This is a genomic window from Amycolatopsis sp. NPDC059657 (assembly GCF_042734395.1).
Lineage (GTDB): Bacteria > Actinomycetota > Actinomycetes > Mycobacteriales > Pseudonocardiaceae > Amycolatopsis.
In genome coordinates this window covers 1-21254 of the sequence record NZ_JBHWEB010000056.1, presented here as the reverse complement: position 1 = coordinate 21254, position 21254 = coordinate 1, and the positions used below count along the sequence as shown (strand labels likewise).

18 protein-coding genes are annotated in these 21254 nt (G+C 69.7%); 10 read left to right on the top strand and 8 right to left on the bottom strand.

Annotated features, from left to right (window positions below; all coding sequences use genetic code 11):
* The first annotated feature begins 1 nt into the window (after position 1).
* The 9 genes from ACFV15_RS27395 to ACFV15_RS27355 are packed head-to-tail and all read left to right on the top strand — an operon-like array spanning position 2 to position 9597.
* On the top strand, positions 2-886 hold the full coding sequence (locus ACFV15_RS27395; protein WP_378353492.1) for an ROK family protein: 885 nt from the start codon (positions 2-4) through the stop codon (positions 884-886).
* A complete protein-coding gene (locus tag ACFV15_RS27390) occupies positions 883-1764 on the top strand; it encodes a 1-phosphofructokinase family hexose kinase (protein WP_378353490.1) in 882 nt (293 codons plus the stop codon). The genes ACFV15_RS27395 and ACFV15_RS27390 overlap by 4 nt, the downstream gene beginning before the upstream one ends.
* Before the next feature lie 10 nt (positions 1765-1774).
* On the top strand, positions 1775-2614 hold the full coding sequence (locus tag ACFV15_RS27385; RefSeq protein WP_378353489.1) for a class II fructose-bisphosphate aldolase: 840 nt from the start codon (positions 1775-1777) through the stop codon (positions 2612-2614).
* Between the two features lie 33 nt (positions 2615-2647).
* Positions 2648-4051, top strand: coding sequence for an ABC transporter substrate-binding protein (locus ACFV15_RS27380; RefSeq protein ID WP_378353487.1), 1404 nt, complete (start codon positions 2648-2650; stop codon positions 4049-4051).
* On the top strand, positions 4048-4968 hold the full coding sequence (locus ACFV15_RS27375) for a carbohydrate ABC transporter permease (RefSeq protein WP_378353485.1): 921 nt from the start codon (positions 4048-4050) through the stop codon (positions 4966-4968). Before ACFV15_RS27380 ends, ACFV15_RS27375 begins: the two co-directional genes overlap by 4 nt.
* Before the next feature lie 10 nt (positions 4969-4978).
* Complete coding sequence (locus tag ACFV15_RS27370) at positions 4979-5908, top strand: carbohydrate ABC transporter permease (protein WP_378353483.1); 930 nt, start codon at positions 4979-4981, stop codon at positions 5906-5908.
* A gap of 8 nt (positions 5909-5916) precedes the next feature.
* A complete protein-coding gene (locus tag ACFV15_RS27365) occupies positions 5917-6975 on the top strand; it encodes an ABC transporter ATP-binding protein (RefSeq protein WP_378353482.1) in 1059 nt (352 codons plus the stop codon).
* Complete coding sequence (locus tag ACFV15_RS27360) at positions 6972-8807, top strand: DUF5107 domain-containing protein (protein ID WP_378353480.1); 1836 nt, start codon at positions 6972-6974, stop codon at positions 8805-8807. The genes ACFV15_RS27365 and ACFV15_RS27360 overlap by 4 nt, the downstream gene beginning before the upstream one ends.
* A 22-nt stretch (positions 8808-8829) precedes the next feature.
* Entirely contained in the window at positions 8830-9597 is a 768-nt protein-coding gene (locus ACFV15_RS27355) for a DeoR/GlpR family DNA-binding transcription regulator (RefSeq protein ID WP_378353478.1), read from the top strand.
* A 53-nt stretch (positions 9598-9650) separates the two neighbouring features.
* On the opposite strand, the gene ACFV15_RS27350 is transcribed toward ACFV15_RS27355, so the two are convergent.
* From ACFV15_RS27350 to ACFV15_RS27320, 7 genes are all read right to left on the bottom strand, one after another.
* Positions 9651-12746 carry a TIM-barrel domain-containing protein gene (locus ACFV15_RS27350; RefSeq protein ID WP_378353564.1) on the bottom strand — a complete coding sequence of 1032 codons (3096 nt, stop codon included), beginning with the start codon at positions 12744-12746 and terminating at the stop codon, positions 9651-9653.
* Between the two features lie 219 nt (positions 12747-12965).
* Positions 12966-13967 (bottom strand): proline racemase family protein, encoded by a 1002-nt coding sequence (locus tag ACFV15_RS27345; protein ID WP_378353476.1) that lies wholly within the window; start codon positions 13965-13967, stop codon positions 12966-12968.
* Entirely contained in the window at positions 13968-14879 is a 912-nt protein-coding gene (locus ACFV15_RS27340; protein WP_378353474.1) for a dihydrodipicolinate synthase family protein, read from the bottom strand.
* Positions 14876-16162, bottom strand: a complete 1287-nt coding sequence (locus tag ACFV15_RS27335; RefSeq protein WP_378353472.1) for an NAD(P)/FAD-dependent oxidoreductase — start codon at positions 16160-16162, stop codon at positions 14876-14878. Before ACFV15_RS27335 ends, ACFV15_RS27340 begins: the two co-directional genes overlap by 4 nt.
* Positions 16159-16416 (bottom strand): (2Fe-2S)-binding protein, encoded by a 258-nt coding sequence (locus ACFV15_RS27330; protein ID WP_378353470.1) that lies wholly within the window; start codon positions 16414-16416, stop codon positions 16159-16161. The genes ACFV15_RS27335 and ACFV15_RS27330 overlap by 4 nt, the downstream gene beginning before the upstream one ends.
* The gene (locus ACFV15_RS27325) at positions 16413-17555 is read right to left on the bottom strand and encodes an NAD(P)/FAD-dependent oxidoreductase (protein ID WP_378353469.1); all 1143 of its coding nucleotides are present in this window, start codon (positions 17553-17555) and stop codon (positions 16413-16415) included. The genes ACFV15_RS27330 and ACFV15_RS27325 overlap by 4 nt, the downstream gene beginning before the upstream one ends.
* A 60-nt stretch (positions 17556-17615) precedes the next feature.
* Positions 17616-18215 carry a helix-turn-helix domain-containing protein gene (locus tag ACFV15_RS27320; protein WP_378353467.1) on the bottom strand — a complete coding sequence of 200 codons (600 nt, stop codon included), beginning with the start codon at positions 18213-18215 and terminating at the stop codon, positions 17616-17618.
* A gap of 196 nt (positions 18216-18411) precedes the next feature.
* Here ACFV15_RS27320 and ACFV15_RS27315 point away from each other — a divergent pair, with 196 nt between their 5' ends.
* The gene (locus ACFV15_RS27315) at positions 18412-19551 is read left to right on the top strand and encodes a metalloprotease (protein WP_378353466.1); all 1140 of its coding nucleotides are present in this window, start codon (positions 18412-18414) and stop codon (positions 19549-19551) included.
* A gap of 223 nt (positions 19552-19774) precedes the next feature.
* On the opposite strand, the gene ACFV15_RS27310 is transcribed toward ACFV15_RS27315, so the two are convergent.
* On the bottom strand, positions 19775-21169 hold the full coding sequence (locus tag ACFV15_RS27310) for an aminopeptidase P family protein (RefSeq protein WP_378353464.1): 1395 nt from the start codon (positions 21167-21169) through the stop codon (positions 19775-19777).
* Between the last annotated feature and the right edge of the window lie 85 nt (positions 21170-21254).

The following is a 21254-nucleotide window of genomic DNA, read 5'->3' as shown; positions in this document are numbered from 1 at the left end:
CATGAACAGGGTCGCGGCGGTCGACGTCGGCGGCACCACGGTCAAGGCCGCGGTGTACGAGCCGGCGGGCGACAGTCTCAAGCGGGTCGCCGAACTCCGGCGGCCGACCGCCCGCGGGGCGGAACCCGGCATCGCCGTCGCCGACCAGGCCGCCGCGATGATCAAGGAACTTGACGAAACCGCAGGACCCATAAGCAAAGCCGGTGTCGTCGTACCGGGCGTCGTCCACAACGGACTGGCGGAGTTCTCCGCCAATCTCGGGTTCCGTGACGTGCCCATGGCCGACTTGCTCGCCGCGCGGCTGGACATGCCGGTCGTGTTCGGGCACGACGTCACCGCCGGTGGCGTCGCCGAACACCGGCTCGGCGCCGCGCGTGGCTTCGGCGACGTCGCCTTCGTCCCGGTAGGCACTGGGATCGCGGCCTCTTTGCTGCTCGCCGGGCGGCCTTACCGGGCGGATGGCCGCGCCGGCGAGCTCGGGCATGTCGACATCGGACACGATGCCGTCTGCGGCTGCGGCGCGACCGGCTGCCTGGAGGCCGTCGCGTCGGCGGCCGCGATCGCCAGGCGGTATACCGAACGGTCCGGCATCCCGGTCGACGGCGCACGCGAAGTCCTTGCCCGCCAAGGAGATCCGGACGCCGCCGTGATCGTGGCCGAAGCCGTCGACGCGCTGGCCGCCGCGCTCAGGCTGCTCGCCACCCTGCTCGCGCCCGAGGTCGTCGTGTTCGGCGGCGGCCTGTTCGAAGCACCCGGCTTGCTGGAACGGATCGACGCGAAGACCCAGCTCACCTTCCAGCGGAAGCCAGTGCTGCGGCGGGCCGAGCTGGGCGACGAGGCCGGTTGCCTCGGCGCCGGACTGCTCGCGCTGGGAGCGGACCAATGATCGTCACCGTGACGCCGAACGCCGCGCTCGACGTCACGTACACAGTGGACAGCCTGAAGCCAGGCGAGACCCACCGGGTGCGAGACATACGCCAGCGTGCGGGTGGCAAGGGTGTCAACGTCGCCCGCGTGCTCCACTCGCTCGGCGTCGACGTCCGCGCCATCGCCACCATCGGCGGGCGGACCGGCCACGCGTTCTCCGACGACCTCGCCGCCACCGGGATCCCGGCCAAGCTGGTCCCGATCGCCGGAGAGACCCGCCGGACCACCACCGTCCTCGGCGACACCACGACCCTGCTCAACGAGCCGGGCCCGGAGATCACCGAAGCCGAGTGGTCCACACTCGGCCGCGCCGTGCATCAGCAGGCAACGGACGTGCTGGTCTGCTCCGGCAGCCTGCCGCCGGGATGCCCGAGCGACGGGTACGCCACGCTCCTCAGTGGACTGTCGATCTTGGACACTTCCGGCGAAGCACTCTTGGCCGGGCTCAAGGCGAAACCCACCGTGGTCAAGCCCAATCTCGACGAGCTACGCGAAGTGACCGGCCTGGCCGACCCCGAGAAAGCCGCCGCCGAGCTACGCAAGGCCGGAGCTGGCGCGGTGTTCGTCTCGCTCGGCAAGGACGGCATGCTCGCCGTCACTCAGGGCGGGACCTGGCATGCCACCCCGACCGTCGCGCTGACCGGAAACCCGACCGGTGCCGGTGACGCGGCCGTCGCCGCGATCGCGCTCGGCCTGCTCCGGCGCGACTCCTGGCCGTGCATTCTCCGCGAGGCCGTCGCGTTGTCCGGCGCCGCTGTCCGAGGCGCGCTGGCAGGCGACGTCGATCTCCCGTACTTCCGCCGCGAACGAGACCTGATCTCGGTCCACCCGTCCTAGAGGAGTTGCCATGCCGCTGGTGTCCACCGGCGAGATCGTCGGTGCCGCACGTGCACGGCACCGGGGCTGCGGCGCGTTCAACGCCATCCAGCTCGAACACATCACCGCGATCATCGCGGGCGCGACCGCCGCGACAACCGACGTGATCGTGCAGCTGAGCCAGAACGCGGTCCGCTATCACGGCGCGCTCGCCCCGGTCGGGGTCGCCGCGCTGGCCGCCGCACGGGAGGCGGGCGTCCGCGTCGCGGTGCACCTCGACCACGCCGAATCACCGGACCTGGTCCGCGAAGCGGTCAAGCTCGGCTTCAGCTCGGTGATGTTCGACGCGTCCACAATGGACTACGCGGACAACGTGGCCGCGACCCGCAAGATCGCCAAGTACTGCCACGACGCCGGGGTCTGGGTCGAAGCCGAACTCGGCGAGGTCGGCGGCAAGGACGGCGTGCACGCGCCCGGCGCGCGCACCGACCCCGACCAGGCCGCCGAGTTCGTCGCGGCCACCGGGGTCGACGCGCTGGCCGTCGCGGTCGGCAGCTCGCACGCGATGCTCACGCGGGACGCGGCGCTCGACGTCGACCTGATCGCCAGGTTGCGCGACCGGGTGCCGGTTCCCTTGGTACTGCACGGTTCTTCCGGCGTGCCGGACGACGGGCTCGCCGCCGCCGTCCACGCCGGGATGACGAAGATCAATATCGCCACCCAGCTGAACAAGGTGTTCACCGCGGCCGCCGCCGGCGACTGGCGGGCGCATCCGGACCGGGTCGACCCGCGCCGCTACCTCGGCGCCGGGCGCGAAGCGGTCGCCGCCGAAGTCCAGCGGCTGCTCACGGTCCTTGAGCGGAGTTGTTGACAGATGCTCGACACAAGACAAAGGCAGGTTGCCATGCGACGACGCAAGGTCATGACAGTGACGGCCGCGGCCGCGCTCGGGATTTCCCTCACCGCCTGCGGGGACGGCGCCGCCGACACCCCGAGCACCGGGGAGAACGCGCTGCCCGGTGTCGAGCAGTTCCTCTCCGCACCCTGTCCGGAAGCGGGCACGAAACCCGCCTCCGACAAGGAATTCACCTACTGGGCGATGTGGACGGCCGACGAGCCGCAGGGCAAGGTGCTGCAGAAGGCCTTCAAGTGCTTCGAGGAGAAGACCGGCGTCAAGGTCACCGTCCAGTGGCTGGGGCGCAAGGCGTACACGCAGAACCTGGTGCCCGCGCTCAACACCGGCGCCGTGCCCGACCTGTTCGACCAGGACGTCAGCAAGGTCGGCGCGGCCATCATGGCACCGGGCGGCACGCAGAGCGTCGACGACGTCTTCGCCATGAAGGTCGGCGAGGGTGACAAGACAGTCAAGGACGTGCTGGCCCCGAGTTCGTACGACTTCCCGCAGAACAAGGACAAAGAGGGCCACAACTTCATGGTCCCGTACACCGTCCAGTCCAGCGCCTGGTGGTACGGCAAGGACCGGGTCAAGGACTTCAAAGAGCCCAAAACCATGGACGACCTGATCGCGCTGTTCGACAAGGCGAAGGCCGACGGCAAGGCCGCGATCAGCCAGGACGGCGACATCCCGTTCTACAACATGTACTTCTTCACCCAGCTCGCCGAGCGCTACGTCGGCGCGGGCGGGCTGTACAAGGCGGCGACCGACAAGACCGGCCAGGCGTGGCTGACCGACCCCGGTTTCCTCAAGGCCGCGACACAGACCGCGCGCCTGCCCAAGTACTTCATCGACGGCTGGGACGCGGCGAAGTTCCCGCAGATCCAGCAGCGCTGGGCCGACGGCGACTCGCAGTATCTCTACGTCGGCACCTGGGCGCCCAGCGAGACGCGCGAGTACCTCGACAAGCAGGGCTCCGGCACGAAGGTCGCCTACGGCTCGTTCCAGTTCCCGATGCCGCCGGAGGCCACGCACGACACGGTCGAGCAGATGTCGATCGGCTTCGCGGTGCCGAAGCAGGCCAAGCACGCCGAGGCGGCGAAGGCGTTCATCGCCTACTTCCTCAACAAGGACCTGCTCTCCGGCATCCCCGCGGTCGCCGACAACCTCGTGCCGCGCACCGACCTCGCCGTGCCGGACGACCTGAAGCAGGTCAAGGCCGCGATGGACGACACGAAGAAGGAGCACGTGCTCCAGTACGACGGGATCGACGGCATCGCGGGCGGCAAGTGGCAGACCGACGTCTTCGACCCGGCCGACACCGCGCTGCTCAAGGGCACGCTGACGCCGCAGCAGTTCGTCGAGCAGCTCGCGGCCAAGGGCGCCGAGTTCTGGAAGAGCCAAGGCCGATGACGACGCTGACCATGGGTGGGGCGCACGCGCGGCGGAAACGGCGGCTGTTCTGGCCGTTCGCCGTCCCCGCACTGGCGCTCTACCTGGCCTTTCTCGTGCTGCCGACCATCGCCACCGTCGTGCTCAGCTTCACCAGCTGGTCCGGCGCGGGCGACACGCCCCAGGCCAACGGGGTCACGAACTACACGCAGATGTGGCAGAGCGACTCGTTCCAGTACGCCTTCCGGAACACGCTCTTCTACGTCTTCGTCGGCGGCATCGGCACGTTCGCGCTGGCGTTCCTGTTCACCATGGTCCTGCGGGACATGCGGGGCGGGAAGGTGGTGCGGGCGATCTTGTTCTTCCCCAACATCGTCGCCCCGGTCGCGCTCGGCATGTTCCTCGGCTTCGTCTTCAAGTACCAGCCGGGAAAACAGGGCCTCGCGAACTACCTGCTCGAACACGTCGGCGCGGACGCGGCGAAGTTCCTCGCTCCGTCCAATGTGACCGGTGTGGTGACCGCCTCGCTGATCTGGGCGAGCTCCGGTTTCTACATCACCATCCTGATGGCCGCGGTCGACCGGATCCCCCCGTATCTCTACGAGGACGCCTCACTGGCGGGCGCGTCCCCGTGGCAGAAGTTCCGGAACATCACGCTGCCGATGACCTGGGACGTGGTCGGTGTCGCCGGGGTGCTGTGGACGATCAACGCGCTCAAGATCTTCGAGCTGGTGTTCGTGCTGGCCGGGCCGGGCACCTACGCCCCGCCGAACCAGGCGTGGACGCTCGGCGTGTACGTGTTCGACCGGACCTTCGGGTCCAACGGGACGCCGGACTTCGGCGCCGCCTGTGCCTGCGCGGTGGCGATGATCGCACTGGTTTCGCTGCTCGTCGTGCTGCTGCGGCGGCTGATGCGCCGTGACGCGATCCAGTTCTGAGGGAGAGACGATGTCCATAACGGACACACCGCCGGTCGTGCGCGCCGCGCCGAAGCCGGCACGCAAGGTGCCACGCAAACCACGGCCCGCGCCTGGCTCACGCAAGGTGAGCCCGTTGCGGCTGCTCGGCTCGGCGATCGTCTGGCTGTTCACCGCCGGCAACCTGCTGGTGCTGTACTGGCTGATCACCGCGGCGTTCAAAACGCCGGTGGAGATCTTCACCAAGCCGTTCTCACTGCCGTACCAATGGTTCAAGCAGGGCAAACCGTTCCGAAACTTCGTCTACGCCTGGAACAACGCGGGCTTCGGCGACGCCGTGCTCACCACCGTGGTCCTGGTTGGACTGTCCACTGTGGTGACAGTGGCGGTGTCGGCACCGGCCGCGTACGCGTTGACACGACTGGGTAAACGCGGCTCCAACGGGATGACGAACTTCGTCGCCATCGGCATGGGCGTGCCGTTCCAGACGGTGATCATCCCGCTGTTCGTCGTGCTGTCCAAGTTGCACCTGGACAACGAGTACGGCCTGTTCCTGGTGTACGTGGCGCTGTCGATTCCGTTCACCGTGTTCCTGCTGACCGGGTTCTTCCGCTCGCTGCCGGACGAGCTGGAGGAGGCCGCCGCGATCGACGGCGCGTCGCCGGTGCGCACGTTCTTCTCGGTGATGCTGCCGCTGGCGCGCGGCGGCCTGATCACCGCGCTGACGCTCAACGCGATCGGGCTGTGGAACGAGACGCTGCTGGGCATCGTCTTTCTGCACGACCAGGCTCACTTCACCTTGTCGCGTGCGCTGTTCACCTTCTACGGGGCGGCGAGCTACCAGTCGGAATACGGCGGACTGATCGCCGGTGTCGCCATCGTGGTGCTCCCGATGCTCGTGCTCTATCTCGTGCTCGCCCGCCGGATCATCACCGGACTGACGCTCGGCGCCGGAAAGTAGGAACTCCCATGGCAACCGTGACCTTCCGCGACACCACGCGGTTCTACGCCGGGGTCGCCAGGCCCGCGGTGGACGGGCTCGACCTCGAAGTCGCCGACGGCGAGTTCCTGGTGCTGGTCGGCCCGTCCGGCTGCGGCAAGTCGACCACGCTGCGGATGCTGGCCGGGCTGGAGGGGGTCGACGACGGCACCATCCACATCGGCGACCGCGACGTCACCGAGCTGGCGCCGAAGGACCGTGACATCGCGATGGTGTTCCAGAACTACGCGCTGTACCCGCATATGACAGTCGGCGAGAACATCGGGTTCCACCTCAAGATCGCGAAGATGGCCAAGTCCGAACGAGAAAGCCGGGTCCGCGAGGCGGCCAAGGTACTGGACCTGACCGAGTACCTCGACCGCAAGCCCGCCAACCTTTCTGGCGGTCAGCGGCAACGCGTGGCGATGGGCCGGGCGATCGTGCGCGAGCCGAGCGTGTTCCTGATGGACGAACCACTGTCCAATCTGGACGCCAAGCTCCGGGTGCAGACCCGCACGCAGATCGCGTCGCTGCAGCGGCGGCTCGGCATCACGACGATCTACGTCACGCACGACCAGGTCGAGGCGATGACCATGGGCGACCGTGTCGCGGTGCTGAAGGACGGCATCCTGCAGCAGTGCGACACCCCGGTCGGGCTGTTCGCGCGGCCGGTGAACGTGTTCGTCGCCGGGTTCATCGGGTCACCGGCGATGAACCTGCTGGAGACCACAGTGGACGGCGACGGCGCGATCGTCGGCTCGTCGCGGCTGCCGCTCACGCCGGAGCAGCGCTCGGCGTTGACTGGCCCCGGCATCGTCGTCGGGATCCGGCCGGAGGGCTGGGAGATCGGCGGCACCGGGCTGGCCGCGACCGTCGAGGTGATCGAGGAGCTGGGCAGCGACCAGTATCTGTACTGCCGCACGAGCGGCGGCCAGGTCCTCACGGTCCGCACGCCGGGCATGGCGCCGTGGCAGCGCGGCGAGAAGATCGAGCTGGCTCCGAAGACGGCGCACCTGTTCGACCAGGCGACGGGTGACCGGCTGCCATGACCGAGCTGTACGCCACTTCGCTGAGGTTGCCCGCTGCCGAACTCGGCGCCGAGAACCCGTTGCCACCGCTGGTGAAACCCATCGCTCCGCAGTCTGTGTCCAATGTGGAGGAATTGCCTGCCGACCTGGCGGCAGGCCTGGGCTACGGGCGGCTCGACACCGTGCTCCCCTGCCATCTGCAGGACGGCTACACGCGCTCGCGCGAGGAGCGGTCGCTGCCCGCGTTGGTGCTGGAGAACGACCGCGTGCGCGCGACCGTGCTGCCATCGCTGGGCGGGCGCCTGTATTCGCTGTTCCACAAGCCGTCCGGCCGCGAGCTGCTGTATCGCAACCCGGTGTTCCAGCCCGCGAACCTGGCTTTGCGCGACGCGTGGTTCGCCGGTGGTGTCGAATGGAACCTGGGCAGCACCGGCCACACGACTTTGACCTGCGCGCCGATGTTCGCCGCACGTGCCGAGGGTCCGGACGGGACGCCGGTGCTGCGGCTCTGGGAGTGGGAACGCACGCGTGACCTGCCGTTCCAGCTCGACTTCTTCCTGCCGGACGGTTCGGACTTCCTGCTGGTCGGCGTGCGGATCCGGAACCCGCATCCGCACGAGGTCCCGGTGTACTGGTGGTCGAACATCGCCGTGCCGCAGACCGCGGGCACCCGCGTGCTCGCCCCGGCGACCGGCGCGTGGCACTTCGGCTACACCGGGCGTCTCGACCTTGTCGACGTCCCCGGCGACCTGACCTACCCGGCGCGAGCGGACGCGGCCGCCGACTACTTCTTCGAGGTGAACTCGCGTCCGTGGATCGCCGCGGTCGAAGCCGATGGCTCAGGCCTCGCGCAGGTGTCGACCGACCGGCTGCGCGGGCGCAAGCTGTTCGTCTGGGGTGAGTCGGCGGGCGGCAGGCGCTGGCAGGAGTGGCTGGCGCCGGGCGCGGGCGGCTACCTCGAGATCCAGGCCGGTTTGGCCCGTACCCAGCTGGAGCATCTGCGGCTACCGGCAGGCGAGTCTTGGGACTGGCTGGAGGCATACGGCCCGGTGACCGCCGACGCCGCCCACAGTCCGGAATGGACGTCCGCTGTGGACTCGGTGGCTCGCATGCTGCCATCCGAGGAGACGATCGAGTCGTGCTTCGAGGCTTGGCGAAAGGTAGCCGATGCCGAGCCGGGACCGTTGCTGCATCAGGGTTCCGGCTGGGGCGCGCTGGAAACCCGGCGGATGATCGCACACTTGCCCGGCACGCCCTTTCCCGCCGACTCGCTCGGACCTGCTCAGGCGCCGTGGCTCGCCCTGCTCGACGGTGAGCCGCCCACCGGTGACCCGCTTGCTCCTCCCCCGCCGACGCTGGTCAACGCCTACTGGTCCGACCTGCTGGAACACACCCCGGACAACTGGCTGACCTGGTATCACCGCGGGATCGCGCGCTGGCGTGCCGGTCGCCGCGACGACGCCGTCGCGGCGTGGACGGCTTCGGTCGCCGCGGCCGAAAACCCTTGGGCACTGCGCAATCTCGCGGTCGCTTCGGCAGACCCCGGGCTGTATGACCGGGCGCTCGCACTCGCTCCTTCGCTGGTCCCGTTGATATTGGAGGCCGCCGAAGCGCAGGCCGACCCCGCGCGGGTCGTGTCGCTTGTGGAGGGTCTGACCAGCGGCCGGGCGCGGCTCCTGCTCGCCCGCGCACTGCTCGCGCTGGGCGACCGCGTGGGTGCTTTGGCGATCTTCGAAGCCGGGTTCGAGATCCCGAACATCCGCGAGGGCGAAACGTCGCTTTCGGACACCTGGGCCGCCCTAACCGACGCGCCGCTGCCGCCGCGCTACGATTTCCGCATGACGAGCGCCTGAGCACACCGAGGAGTGACAACGGATGGCCCGGCACGAACGGCTGAGCACCCTGCTGGACCTGCTCGGGCAGCGGGAGAAGATCGATGTCGAGGACATCGCGGTCGAACTGGACGTCTCCGCCGCGACCATCCGGCGCGATCTCGACCACCTCGCCGAACAGCAGCTGCTCACCCGTACCCGGGGCGGCGCGGTCGCGAACGACCTCGCCTACGACCTCCCGCTGCGCTACAAGACCGCCCGCCACGTCCCGGAAAAGCAGCGCATCAGCGCCGCCGCGGCCGCACTCGTCACGCCCGGCATGGTCGTCGGCCTGAACGGCGGCACCACCACGGCAGGCGTCGCCCGCGCGCTCTCGCTGCGCGCCGACCTGACGGCACTGACCGTGGTCACGAACGCGTTGAACATCGCGCACGAACTCGCGGTCCGCCCGAACGTCAAGATCGTGGTCACCGGCGGTGTGGCGCGTCCGCAGTCCTTCGAGCTCAGCGGCCCGCTGGCCACCAAGGTACTCGGCGAGCTCACGCTCAGCCTGCTCTTCCTCGGCGTCGACGCCTTCGACCCCGAGGCCGGCGCGTTCGCCCACCACGAGGGCGAGGCCAGCATCAACCACCTCATGGTCGAGCGCGCCGAACGGGTCGTCGCGGTCGCCGACGGCTCCAAACTCGGCCGCCGCGCCTTCGCCCGCATCTGCCTCACGCAGCGCGTCCACACCCTGGTCACCGACACCGACGCGGACCCCGAGACCTTGGCCGCGTTCGAAGCGGCGGGTCTCGAGGTCCTGGTCGTATAAGGGTCGTGAGTGTTTTGGCCGGTTAGAACCGGCCGTACCACTCACGAGTCCCTCTACCCAATCCCCGCCGCGAAGACGTGCAGCGCCGAGTTCGACGGCAGCGTGACCGCCACGACCTGCTTGCCCGCGGTCAGCGGGACCGTGTTGGCGAACACCCGGTACGGCACCGTCGGATAGGCCGGGCCGGTGCGGGTGTTCTTGCCCAGCACCGTCGCGACCGTCGCCGCGCCGTACTGCGCCGGATCGACGCAACACCAGTTCGGGAGCCCGAGATCGGCCTGGCTGGTGGAGCCGTCGGCGTAGCGGACGACGACCGTTCCCTTCGCCGTGCCCGTTCCGGTGCCGGTCAGCACCAGCTTCGAGCCCGTGCCCGTCACCGCGATGGTCTGACCGGCCGCGACGACGTTGTCCGGCTTGGACCCGTCGGCCGACGGCCACGTGAGCTGCGCTCCCCCGGCCGTGAACGTCCCACCCGGCTTCAACCCGGCTTCGGCGAGACCTTCCGCGCGGAAGCTGCTGCCACCCCCGTCGAGATCGCCGACCGTGGCGTGCGCGGTGTCGGTGACGCCGACGTTGCCGTACGCCGCCGCGAGTGACGCGTACGGGACCGTGACCGTCGCCGAGTCGGTGACGCGATGGTCGCCGAGCCTGGCCTTGTACGTCGCGTTGGCCGTGAGCTGGTAGTCCTCCGGCTTCAGCGCGGCTTCGGGCGTCAGCTTCACCGGTACCTTGACCGTCTGGCCCGGCATCACGAACCGGGGAGCGGCCGGGATCTCGACGCGGAATCCGTTGGCGGGCAACGAGAACGCGACGTCACTCACGGGCAGCGGCGTGCCGTTGGTGAAGCTCAGCGTGCCGTCGGCGGACTGCCCCGGCGCGACCAGCGATGGCACCGCCAGTGTGACCGAGCCCTTGTTGTCCTCGGGGAAGAACCCGCCGACCGCGCTCGCACCGAACAGCCGCACGTCCTGGCGGTCACCGGCGCCGATCTTGCCGGTCTTCACCCGCACCACGCCTTGTCCGGCCGGATCGAACCACCAGCCGGAAGGCGCGGCGTCGAGTTCGGCCTTGCTTCCGTACTGACGCAACGTCCCGTTACCGGCCTGCACCGAACCCGGCTTGGTTCCTGTGTGGACGGCCAGCTTATAGTTCCGCGAGGCCGGTTTCCCGTTGTAGGAGCCGTTGCTCGCGCCGATCCCGACCGTCACCGTGCCGGGGCCGGACGCCGGAGCATCCACAGTGAACTCCTGCTTGGCCTGCGCGCCGGTCTTGTAGCCGCGGGTGATGCCATCGTCCTCGGTGAGCGTGAACCCGCCCTTGCCGCTGGGATAGACGTCGAGGTCGAGCACGCCCTTGTCACGCGTCTGCCACGACTTCGTACCCTCGGCCCACATCGGCACCACGGCACCGGCGCGGACGAACAGCGGCAGCGTGTCCAGCGGCGCGTCATAACCGTCCACAGTGGTCGGACCGGTGTAGGTCTTGCCACTCCAGTAGTCGACCCAGGTGCCCTTGGGCAGGTAGATGCCGTTGCGCACAGTGGACTTCTCGTACACCGGCGCGACCAGGAAGTCGGTGCCGGACAGGAACTCGTACTTCGCCTTGTCGGTCCACACGTTCGGGTCATCCGGGTACTCCAGCGCCAGCGGCCGGACCTGGCCGACGCCGGTCTGGTGCGCCTGGACGGAGTAGCTGTACGTGTAGGGCAGCAGGCGTTCCTTGAGCATCAGGTACTTGCGGTTGATCGAGGTGTACGGCTCGCCCTGACGCCACGGCTGCTTGTCGGACGACGCCCAGCCGTCCATGGTCATCGCGGCGGGCAGGAAGGTCTTCCACTGCAGGTCACGGACGTAGGTCTGCGGGCTGCCGCCGAAGATGCCGTCGATGTCGCCGGTGTTGTAGGCGATACCGGAGGTCGTCGCGCCCGCGTAGGTCGGGATCTGCCAGCGGATGTAGTCGTACGATCCGGCCTGGTCACCGCTCCACAGCACACCGCATCGCTGCGCGCCCGCCCAGCTCACCGGCTGCCAGACGAACCCGCGCGCGTCGCTGTTGTCCTCGATGCCCTTGTACGCGGTGTCGCAGGCGTCGAGCGCGAACTGGTAGCCGGGCCCGACCCACGCGACGTCGAGCTTGCGCACCCGCACGCCCGCCTTGACCTCGTCGGCCTGGTTCGGCACGCCGTCTTCGGTCCACAGCCCGAGCTGCATCCCGTCCTTGCGCAGTCCCTCGCCGGTCTGCTGCAGGTTCTCGTAGCCGCAGCCATAGCCGTCGTTGACCAGCATCCAGCCGTTCGGCATGCCGTTGGCGACGTAGCCGTCGGCGACCTTCAGCGCGTCGAGCGTGTGCCGCTCGCCGCGGTTGGCGTTGTGCAGGTAGCAGTCGGAGTCGCCGGTCTCGAGCCCGTAGATCGGTGGCAGGAAGGGCTTCCCGACCAGATCGGTGTACCCGGAGATGACGTCCTTGAGCCCTGCTCCGACGACATACGTCGCGTCGAACCGCCGCTCGTCATGGGTGGTCGCGACCGGCTCGTTGAACGAGTAGCTGCCTGGCGCGAAGGTGTTGCGCAGCACGCCATAGCCGGCGGTCGAGGCGTAGAACGGCTGCGAGTTGGGCGCGCCGCCGTCGTTCCAGTTGTCATCGGCGAAGATCTTGATGGTCTGGCCGCGATGGCTGAACCGGCCGTTCTGCTCGCCACCGCCGACGAACTGTTCGGTGGCGCCGCGACTCAGGCTCTGCGTCGTGGTCTTGCCGGTCCACGACAGCGGCGCCGACTCCGCCCACAGCTGCTTGCGGTCGGCGCCGTCGTAGAGGGCGAACCGCAGCGGATGCTTGTAGGCCCGCAAGGTCGCCTTGCCAGTGGAAATGGCCCAGTACGAACCCTTGTCGGCGCGCGTGGGCGTGACGGGGGTGGTACCGCGCGGCAGCACGATCTTGCTGCCGGCGGGATCGGTGAACGTGCCGTCCGGCGCCAGCCAGACCCGCACGGCGGACTCCGCGGGGAAGCTGACGCGCACGGCGGCTGCCCCCGATTTCAGGGTGACGGTGGCGCCCTCGGCGGCGATCCCGGTGAGATCGCCGAGCCTTCCCTCAGGCCCCGCGGCCGGGTCGGCATAGGCCGCGGCGGGCGCCAGCCCGAGCGCGACCACAGCGGCCAAACACCCGAGCGAATGCGCAACTCTGCTTATTTATGGCACCTTTCACGCATGAACAAGCATGATGTGCTCTGTATAGCGCATGTTTCGCGCAAAGTCCCCACCTGAACCGGTGCAGCAGACTTCCGTAGGGTGCCGCTCGGGCCAATACACGTGAACGCCCCGTTCACAACGTCGAGCGTTGCGAACGGGGCGTTCACGTCTTCGGGCGAGTCAGAGGACGAAGCCTGCCGGGAACGGGTCGTCCGGGTCGAGCAGGTAGGTGGCGGTACCGGTGATCCAAGCCCGTCCGGAGAACTCGGGCACCACGGCGGGCAGGTCCCCCACGGTCGTCTCAGCGATCAGTTGGCCCGTGAAGCTCGTCCCGATGAACGACTGGTTCTCGAACGCCGTGTGCAACGGCAGTTCGCCGCGCGCGTGCAGCTGGGCCATCCGAGCCGACGTGCCGGTCCCGCACGGTGAGCGGTCGAACCAGCCAGGATGGATCGCCATGGCGTTGCGCGAGACGCGGGCGTTCGAACCCGGCGCCAGGAACTGGACGTGCTTGCAGCCCTCGATCGACGGGTCCGCCGGATGCCGGGGCGGGCGCTGGGAGTTGATCGCGCCCATGATCGACAGCCCCGCCGCCAGTATGCGGTCCTTCGACGCACGCTCGAACGGTATGTCCACTTGGGACAGTTCGAGTATCGCGTAGAAGTTGCCGCCGTAGGCCAGGTCGTAACGGACTTCGCCGAGGTCGGGGACGTCGACCACGGCATCGCGATCGGCCAGGAAGGAGGCGACGTTGCGGAGGGTCACCCGCGACGCGCGGCCGTTGTGGACGTCGACCTCGGCGTGGACCAGGCCCGCGGGGGTGTCGAGGCGGACCACGGTTTTCGGCTCGGTCACTTCGACCATGCCGGTCTCGACCAAGACCGTCGCCACGCCGATGGTGCCGTGGCCGCACATGGGGAGGCAGCCGGACACCTCGATGTAGATCACGCCCCAGTCCGCGTCCGGATGGCAGGGCGGCTGGAGGATCGCGCCACTCATGGCGGAGTGGCCGCGGGGCTCATTCATCAGGAACTGGCGCAGGTCGTCCATCTCGGCGATGAAATGCCTGCGGCGCTCGGCCATCGTGGCGCCGGGGATCGTGCCGACGCCGCCGGTGACGACTCGGGTGGGCATGCCCTCGGTGTGGGAGTCGACGGCGGTGATCGCCCTGGTCGAGCGCACTTACGACACCCCCAGCGAAGCCAGCGCGCGGCGCATGTCGGCGGTGACCTGCTCGCGGTGCTCGTCCGTGAGCGCGCCGCGCGGGGGACGGCATGGTCCGCCGTACCGGCCGACGAGGTCCATGCCCAGCTTGATGGCCTGGACGAACTCGGTGCGCGAGTCCCAGCGGAACGCCGCAACGAGCGGTTCGTACAACGCCTTCGCCTCGGCGAGTTTGCCCGAGGTCGCCAGGTCGAACAGGCGCACCGACTCGGCGGGGAAGACGTTGGGGAAACCGGCGAACCAGCCGGTCGCGCCCATCAACAGGCTCTCCAGCACGACGTCGTCGGCGCCGCTGATCACGTCGAGGCCCGGTGCGCGCTCGCGGATTTCGAGTACGCGGCGGACGTCGCCGGAGAACTCCTTGACCGCCACCACGTTGTCGATCGCCGCGATCTCGGCCAGCAGCTCGGGCGTGAGGTCGACCTTGGTGTCGAAGGGGTTGTTGTAGACCATGACCGGCAGCCCGACACTGGCCACCGCCTCGAAGTGGGCCAGCACCTCGCCTCGGTTGGCGCGGTACAGGGTCGGCGGCAGGCAGAGCAGGCCATGCGCGCCGTCTTCGGCCGCGGCCTCCGCCCAGTGTTTGGCCTGGTGGGAACCGGGGCCGTGCACACCGACGACGACGATGCCGTCCGAGCCGACCGCTTCGATCGCGGTGCGGGCGACGCGGCGGCGTTCTTCGTCGGTGAGTGAGGAGTACTCGCCGAGTGAGCCGTTGGGGCCGACGCCGCGGCAGCCGTTGCCGACCAGCCAGCGGCAGTGCTCGGCGTACGCGTCGTAGTCGACCGCGAGGCCCGCCGGCGCCGAGTCGTCGGCGCGGTACGGCAGCGCGGTCGCGACGACGACGCCGCCGAGGTCGGGGGTGCTCATGCGGGATTCTCCTTCTGGTCGGCGAGTTCGCCCAGCCGGATCGGCTGGGCGATCGGGCGATGGTGGCGTTCGGGCAGGCCACAGAGTTCGCTCACGGTGGGTCCGCACATCCGGCCCTGGCACGGGCCGAGCCCCGCGCGAGTGCCGAGCTTGAGCGCCTGCGAGCCCGGTTCGGCCGGATCGGCGGCCGCACGGGCGAGTTCGCCGTACGTGGTTTCCTCGCAACGGCACACGATGGTGTCCTCGCGCAGCCAGCCGCGCCAGGCCGCGCCGATCGGGTGGGCAACGGCCAGCCGGCCCGCGAAAGCCTGAGCTCGATCACGGGCGCGGAGCAAAGCGAGACCGGGTTGTCCGCCCGCCGCAACGCATCCGGCGACCGCGCCTTCCGCGGCGGCGGTGACCGCGCCGCCGATGCCGGTGATCTCCCCCGCCGCGAAGACGCCGTCGGCGGTGGTGCGCTGAGTTTGGTCGACCCGCACGAATCCGCCGTCGAGAGCGCAGCCCGCGGCGACGGCCAGTTCGGGTTGCGGGACGAAACCGTGGCCGACGCAGACCGCGTCGACCTCGTATGCCCGCTCGGTGCCCGCGACGACCGACCAGTCGGCACGCACCCGAGCCGTCACGACCGAACGGACGCGGTCGTCACCCCGTGCGTCGACGACCACTCGGCCTGTCCGATACGGGATACGATGCCGCGCCAACGCGGCCGCGTACCGGATCAGCTCGCCCGCCTTGCCGGGGCTGGCGGCCGCGGGCGATGACCATCCTTTGAGGACGGTCGTGGCCGGATTGGCCTCCAGCACGGCGACGACTTCGGCGCCCACGTTGAGCAGGGATTCCGCTACCGGCAACAAGAACGGCCCGGCACCGGCGACGAGCACGCGGCGGCCGATCGCCACGCGTTCGCCTTTCGCCAACGCCTGCGCCGCGCCCGCGGTGTACACGCCGGGCAGTTGCCAGCCGGGGAACGGCAATGTCCGGTCGTGCGCGCCGGTCGCGAGAATCAGTGCGTCCGGGGTGAGCGTGTGCCGCTCCCGGTCGCTCCCGTCGGCGGGGCCACGCAGCACGTGCACCCGGAGTTCCGGTTCGATGGCCCAGACCGAACTGCTCGGCCACCACGCGCACCGGGCGAGCAACGAGTCGAAATTCGCGTGCCCCCGGTGGTATTGGCCGCCGGGGACCTCCGACTGGTCCAGGATCGTGACCCGCGCACCGGCGCGCAGCGCGTGCTCGGCCGCCGCGAGCCCGGCGGGCCCGGCGCCGATGATCAGGACGTGCTTCACGCATCCTCCTGCCGGGTCTGAGTGCGGATCTCGTCGCCGTCGACGGCGGGCCGTCTGCAGGCCCGGACATCGGGCACGCCGTTGACCGTGAGCAGGCAGTCGAAGCACGCGCCGATGCCGCAGAAGACCCCGCGCGGCGCGCCGGAACGCGTTGTGCGCCAAGACATCCGGCCGGACGCAAGCAGTACTCCCGCCACGGACTGACCCGCGACACCGGTCACCGGTTCGCCGTCGACGATGATGCGGACGGTCACGCGAGCACCGCCGGACGGTCCACAGTGAACTCTTCCATCGGGATCGACGGCGTCGCACCGGTCAGCGACTCGCGCAGCAACAGCCCGGTGCCGACGCTCAGTCCGATGCCAGCGCCCTCGTGTCCCGTGGCGTGCCACAGGTTCGCGACGCGCGGGTCTTCGCCGAGCACCGGCAGGTGATCGTCCACATAGGCCCGGAACCCGCCGTACGCGCGCATCACCGCGACCTCGGCGAGCGCCGGGAACAGGCGCAACGCCTTGGCCGCGATGGCGCTCAGCACACCCGGCCGGATCGTGTCGTCGAACCCGACCCGCCTGCGCGAGGAGCCGATCAGCACCGTGCCACCCCAAGTCGACTCGACGACAGCGGAGGTCTGCAACGCGCCCGAACCGGCGCCGACCGCACCGACATAGTCGGCGTCGTAGACCTTGTGCCGGACGACACCGGGCATCGGCATCGTCACCAGCACCTCCCCGCGACGCGGCCGCACCGCGATCGGGGCGCCGAGCCTGGCCGACAACTCCCCCGCCCACGGGCCCGCCGCGTTCACGACCACGTCGGCGCCGAGCACCTCCCCCGGCACGCGGACGCCGGTGATCCGGCCGTCCACGACGACCGCGCCCAGTACCTCGGTATCGACGCGCAGCCGGGCGCCGTGCCGCAACGCGGACCCAAGCAACGCCAGAGCGGCCCCGGCGGGCTGCACCTGCGCGTCCTGCGGGTAGTGGAAGGCCGCCGTCACGTCACGGGTCAGCGCGGGCTCGGCGGCCGCGAGTTCCTTGGGAGACAACGGCTCCGCGACCACTCCGGCCTCGATTTGCGCTTCCGCGAACGCGGCGAGTGAACGGGCGCCGTCGTCGGTCGTGGCGACGACGATGCCGCCTTTGGGATCGTATTCGGCCTGCGGGTACTCGGCGGCGATCTCCGGCCACAGCCGCGCCGACAACTGCGCGAGCGCGAGTTCGGCGCCAGGTCCCTTGTCGGAGACGAGGATGTTGCCCTCGCCGTGCGACGTGGTGCCGCCCGCAGGCCTGCCTCGGTCGACGACGAGCACGTCGAAGCCCGCCAGGCTCAGCTCACGGGCGCACGCGGCGCCGATGATGCCCGCGCCGAGCACCACCACCCGCGTTCGGTTCACTAAGCCTCCCGTGTTCGGTAAAGCGAACGATCGGAGGGTAAGTCGAGGCCGGGGAGAGTGTCAACCGTTCAGCACGGGGTGCGCCTGGCCGTCGAGCCGTTCGTCCGCGCGGTACTGCAGGAGCAGCACGGAGTGCACCGGCGCCTCGAGCGCGGTGTAGTGATGCGGCTCGCGGGCGTCGAACGCGACGTAGTCACCGGGGCCGATCTCGACGGTCCGGCCCGCGACCTCGACCTGGAGCCGCCCGGTCTGCACGATCGTGTGCTCGATCCCGGCATGCCCCTGCGAACGCTGCGCCGCGTCACCACGCACGACCTGGTCGTACAGCTCGAAAACCCCGTCGCCTGTCTCGATCCGGCGCAGCTGGCGCAGATCGACGCCTTCACCTCGGAGCACCTCGACGTCGGCTCCCCGCACCACGGTGAACGCGCCGCCCGCGCGGCGGTCGAGCAGATCGGAGATCGCGACCTCGAGCACGCGGGACAGGCTGAACACCGTCTCGATGGTCGGATTGCCGCCGCCGGACTCCAGCTGCGAGAGCGTGGCCTTGCCGATGCCGGAGCGCCGGGAAAGCTCCGAGAGCGACAGCCCGCGCGCCGATCTGGCGGCACGCAGGTTGACCGCCAGCATGTCCCGGATCGAGGGTGCCTCGTCCTCCACCACGTCTCCCTGATCGTTCGGCAAACCGTACGAACGTCGTTCGCTTTGCCGATCATCATGCCACGCGCCCACGACAACGGGGGCATAGCCGTGGCCGATGGGGCCACGCGATGGTGGCCGATACCCAGCGGGCCGAAACTCCTTCACCAACCACAGTGTGACCCCTGACACACCCGACTCGAGCAAGGAGAAACCCGTGCAGGTGCTCCGCAGACCCTCATCGTCCGGCAGCAGGCTTCGCGCCTTCGGCGCCGCACTCGCCACCACGTTCGGCCTGATGGCGGCGCTCTCCCCCACCCCGGCCATGGCCGCGCCCGCCGGAGCGTGCCTGACCGGCACGCTCGCCTACGACCACCTCGACGCCGAAGCCGGAACGGCGAAGCCGCTGCGCACCCAGGTCGCCCGCAACGCGAACTGGGAACTCTGGGGCCGCACCTCGGGTTCCACGACCCGGCTCGCCTCGGGGATCACCGGCGCGTCCGACGGCCGCTTTTCCGCCTGCGCCAACGGATCACTGACCGAGGCGTACGTGCGGTTCCGGTCGAGCAGCACCGCGATGTGGCGGGTCATCAAGGCCGCGGACAACACCGCCGAGTACACCTTCGACTCGGCACACCGCACGAACGTGGCAGGCACGGTGAATCTCGGCACGGTCAAGGTCCCGGCTTCGCTGCAGCGCGCGTGGAAGGTCGTGGACACGCTGAACCTGTTGTACTGGAAGCGCGCCAACCCGTCGTCGAGTTGCTGGACGGCCCGCCAAGCCAACGGCCGGTGCGACGAGATCACCTTCGTCTGGGATCCGCGGGTCGCGGACGGCGGCTACTGGGACTACCCCGGCACCAACTACGTCTTCCTCGGCGCGACCATGCCCGACTCGAAGCACCTCGTGCTCCACGAAGCCGGGCACTGGCTGCAGTGGCAGCTCTACGGCCGCGCGTTCCCCGAGGTCACCGGCTGCAACCCGCATTACATCGAACGCAGCAGCTCGACCTCGTGCGCGTGGACCGAAGGCTTCGCCGACGCCGTCGCGGCCTACGCGCTCGGCGACTACCGGTACGTGTACGACAACGGCTACTCGTACAGCTTCGTCAACGACGCCGCCACGCCCGGGTGGGATCGGGGCGACACCGTGCAGGGGCGGGTCGGTTCGTCGCTCCTGGACCTGTGGGCGTCGAACGGTCCTGATGGCGGGAACTGGGACAAGACGATCGCGCTGATGACCCGGCAGTTCAGCCAGAACTTCCGGGAGTACTTCACCGTTGACCGGCCTGCGGCCGGGCTGCCGGTGACCGGTGCGGCCAAGCAGATACTGGCCGGGCACACGATCGATTACTGACTCGTGCGCGTTGCGGGCGGTTCTATCTTGAGGGGAAGGGCAAATGTGGCGTGCTCCGGACAGTCCGGCGGGATCTTCACGTCGCGAGGCTCGGACGGGCCGCGAGTGGTAACTCTGCTGCATCCAACGCCGCAGAGTTACCACTCGCGCAGGCCCTTGCACGCCTGAACGAGGGGTCGTGAGTGGTTAGACCGGTTAGAACCGGCCGTACCACTCACGAGCCTTAAGCGGCGCGGACCCAGGCCTCGACCTCGGCGGCCGTCGATGGGAAGGCCGCCGAGAGCAGGTCATGGCCCGAAGCGGTGACCACGACGTTGTCCTCGATGCGGATCCCGATGCCGCGCAGCTCGGGCGGGACCGTGAGGTCGCCAGCGTGGAAGTACAGGCCGGGCTCCACGGCCAGCGCCATGCCCTCGGCCAGCACACCCTGCCGGTAGGCGCCGGGGCTCGACGCCGCGCAGTCGTGGACGTCCAGTCCGAGGAAATGCCCGGTGCCGCAGACGATGTAGCGCCGATGCTGCTGCCCGTCCGCCGACAACGCCTCGTCCACCGAAACCGGAAGCAGGCCCCAGTCGTGCAAGCCCGTCGCGATCACCCGCAGCGCCACCTCCTGGAACGCGCCGTAGTCGTGGCCGGGCCGCACCTCGGCCAGAGCGGCGACGTGTGCCTCGTGCACCAGGTCGTACACCTTGCGCTGGGCAGCGGTGAACTCGCCGCCGACCGGGAAGGTGCGCGTGATGTCCGCTGTGTACAAGGAATCCAGCTCGACGCCGGCGTCCAGCAGCACAAGGCTGTCGTCGTTCACGGGACCCGAACACCGCGTCCAATGCAGGATCGGCGCGTGCGGGCCTGCGGCGATGATCGAGGTGTAGCCGGGGCCGGTGCCCTCGGCTCGGGCACGCCGGTCGAAGGTGCCCTGCAGCCAGCGCTCGCCGCCGCCGCGCACGGCTTCCGGGAGCGCGGCCAGCACGTCGGCGAAGCCGCGAGCGGTGGCGTCGACCGCGCCGCGCAGCTGGCCGATCTCCCAGTCGTCCTTGATCCGGCGAAGCTCGGCGAGGACCGTGCGCAGCCGCTCGCTGTGCCCGAAGCCGAACGCGTCGAGCATCGGGTCGACGCCCGCGCCGGCCAGCACCGCGGGGTTGAGGCCGCGCAGGCCCGACGCGAGGTCTTCCAACGGGCGGCATTCGATGCCGAGCGCCTCGCCGTACGCGCGCGGACCAGGCGCGGAGCCGACCCACAGCGGGCTGTTGTTCGCGTCGCCGACGAAATCGGCCTCGTCCGGCTCGGCGGGCTTGGGCACGTACAGGACCGCTTTGTCGTCCTCGAGCACCACGATCGCGCCTTCGCGCTGGCAGCCGGTGAGCCAGACGAAGTCGCTGTCCGCGCGGAACTCGAAGAACGTGTCGTTGGACCGCACCTTGGCACGCCCGGCCGCGAGCGCGATCCGGCGCCCCGGCAGCTCGGCGGCCAGCCTGGCGCGGTGGGCCGCGGCCGCTTCGGCGGCGCCGGGCGGTATCTCGACGGCCTCCGCGTCGGGTTCCCAGCCCTCGCGGATCCAGTCTCGGAAACCCTTCGCGGCCAGCAGCGCGTTCAGGTCGGGGCGGGTCCGGTCGGTCACTAGTGCACCCTCTTCCGTGCGGGCCCTTGGAAGGGGCTTGTGGTAGGAACTAGGCGGAAGCCGGGGTGACGGCCTATGTCGGTCG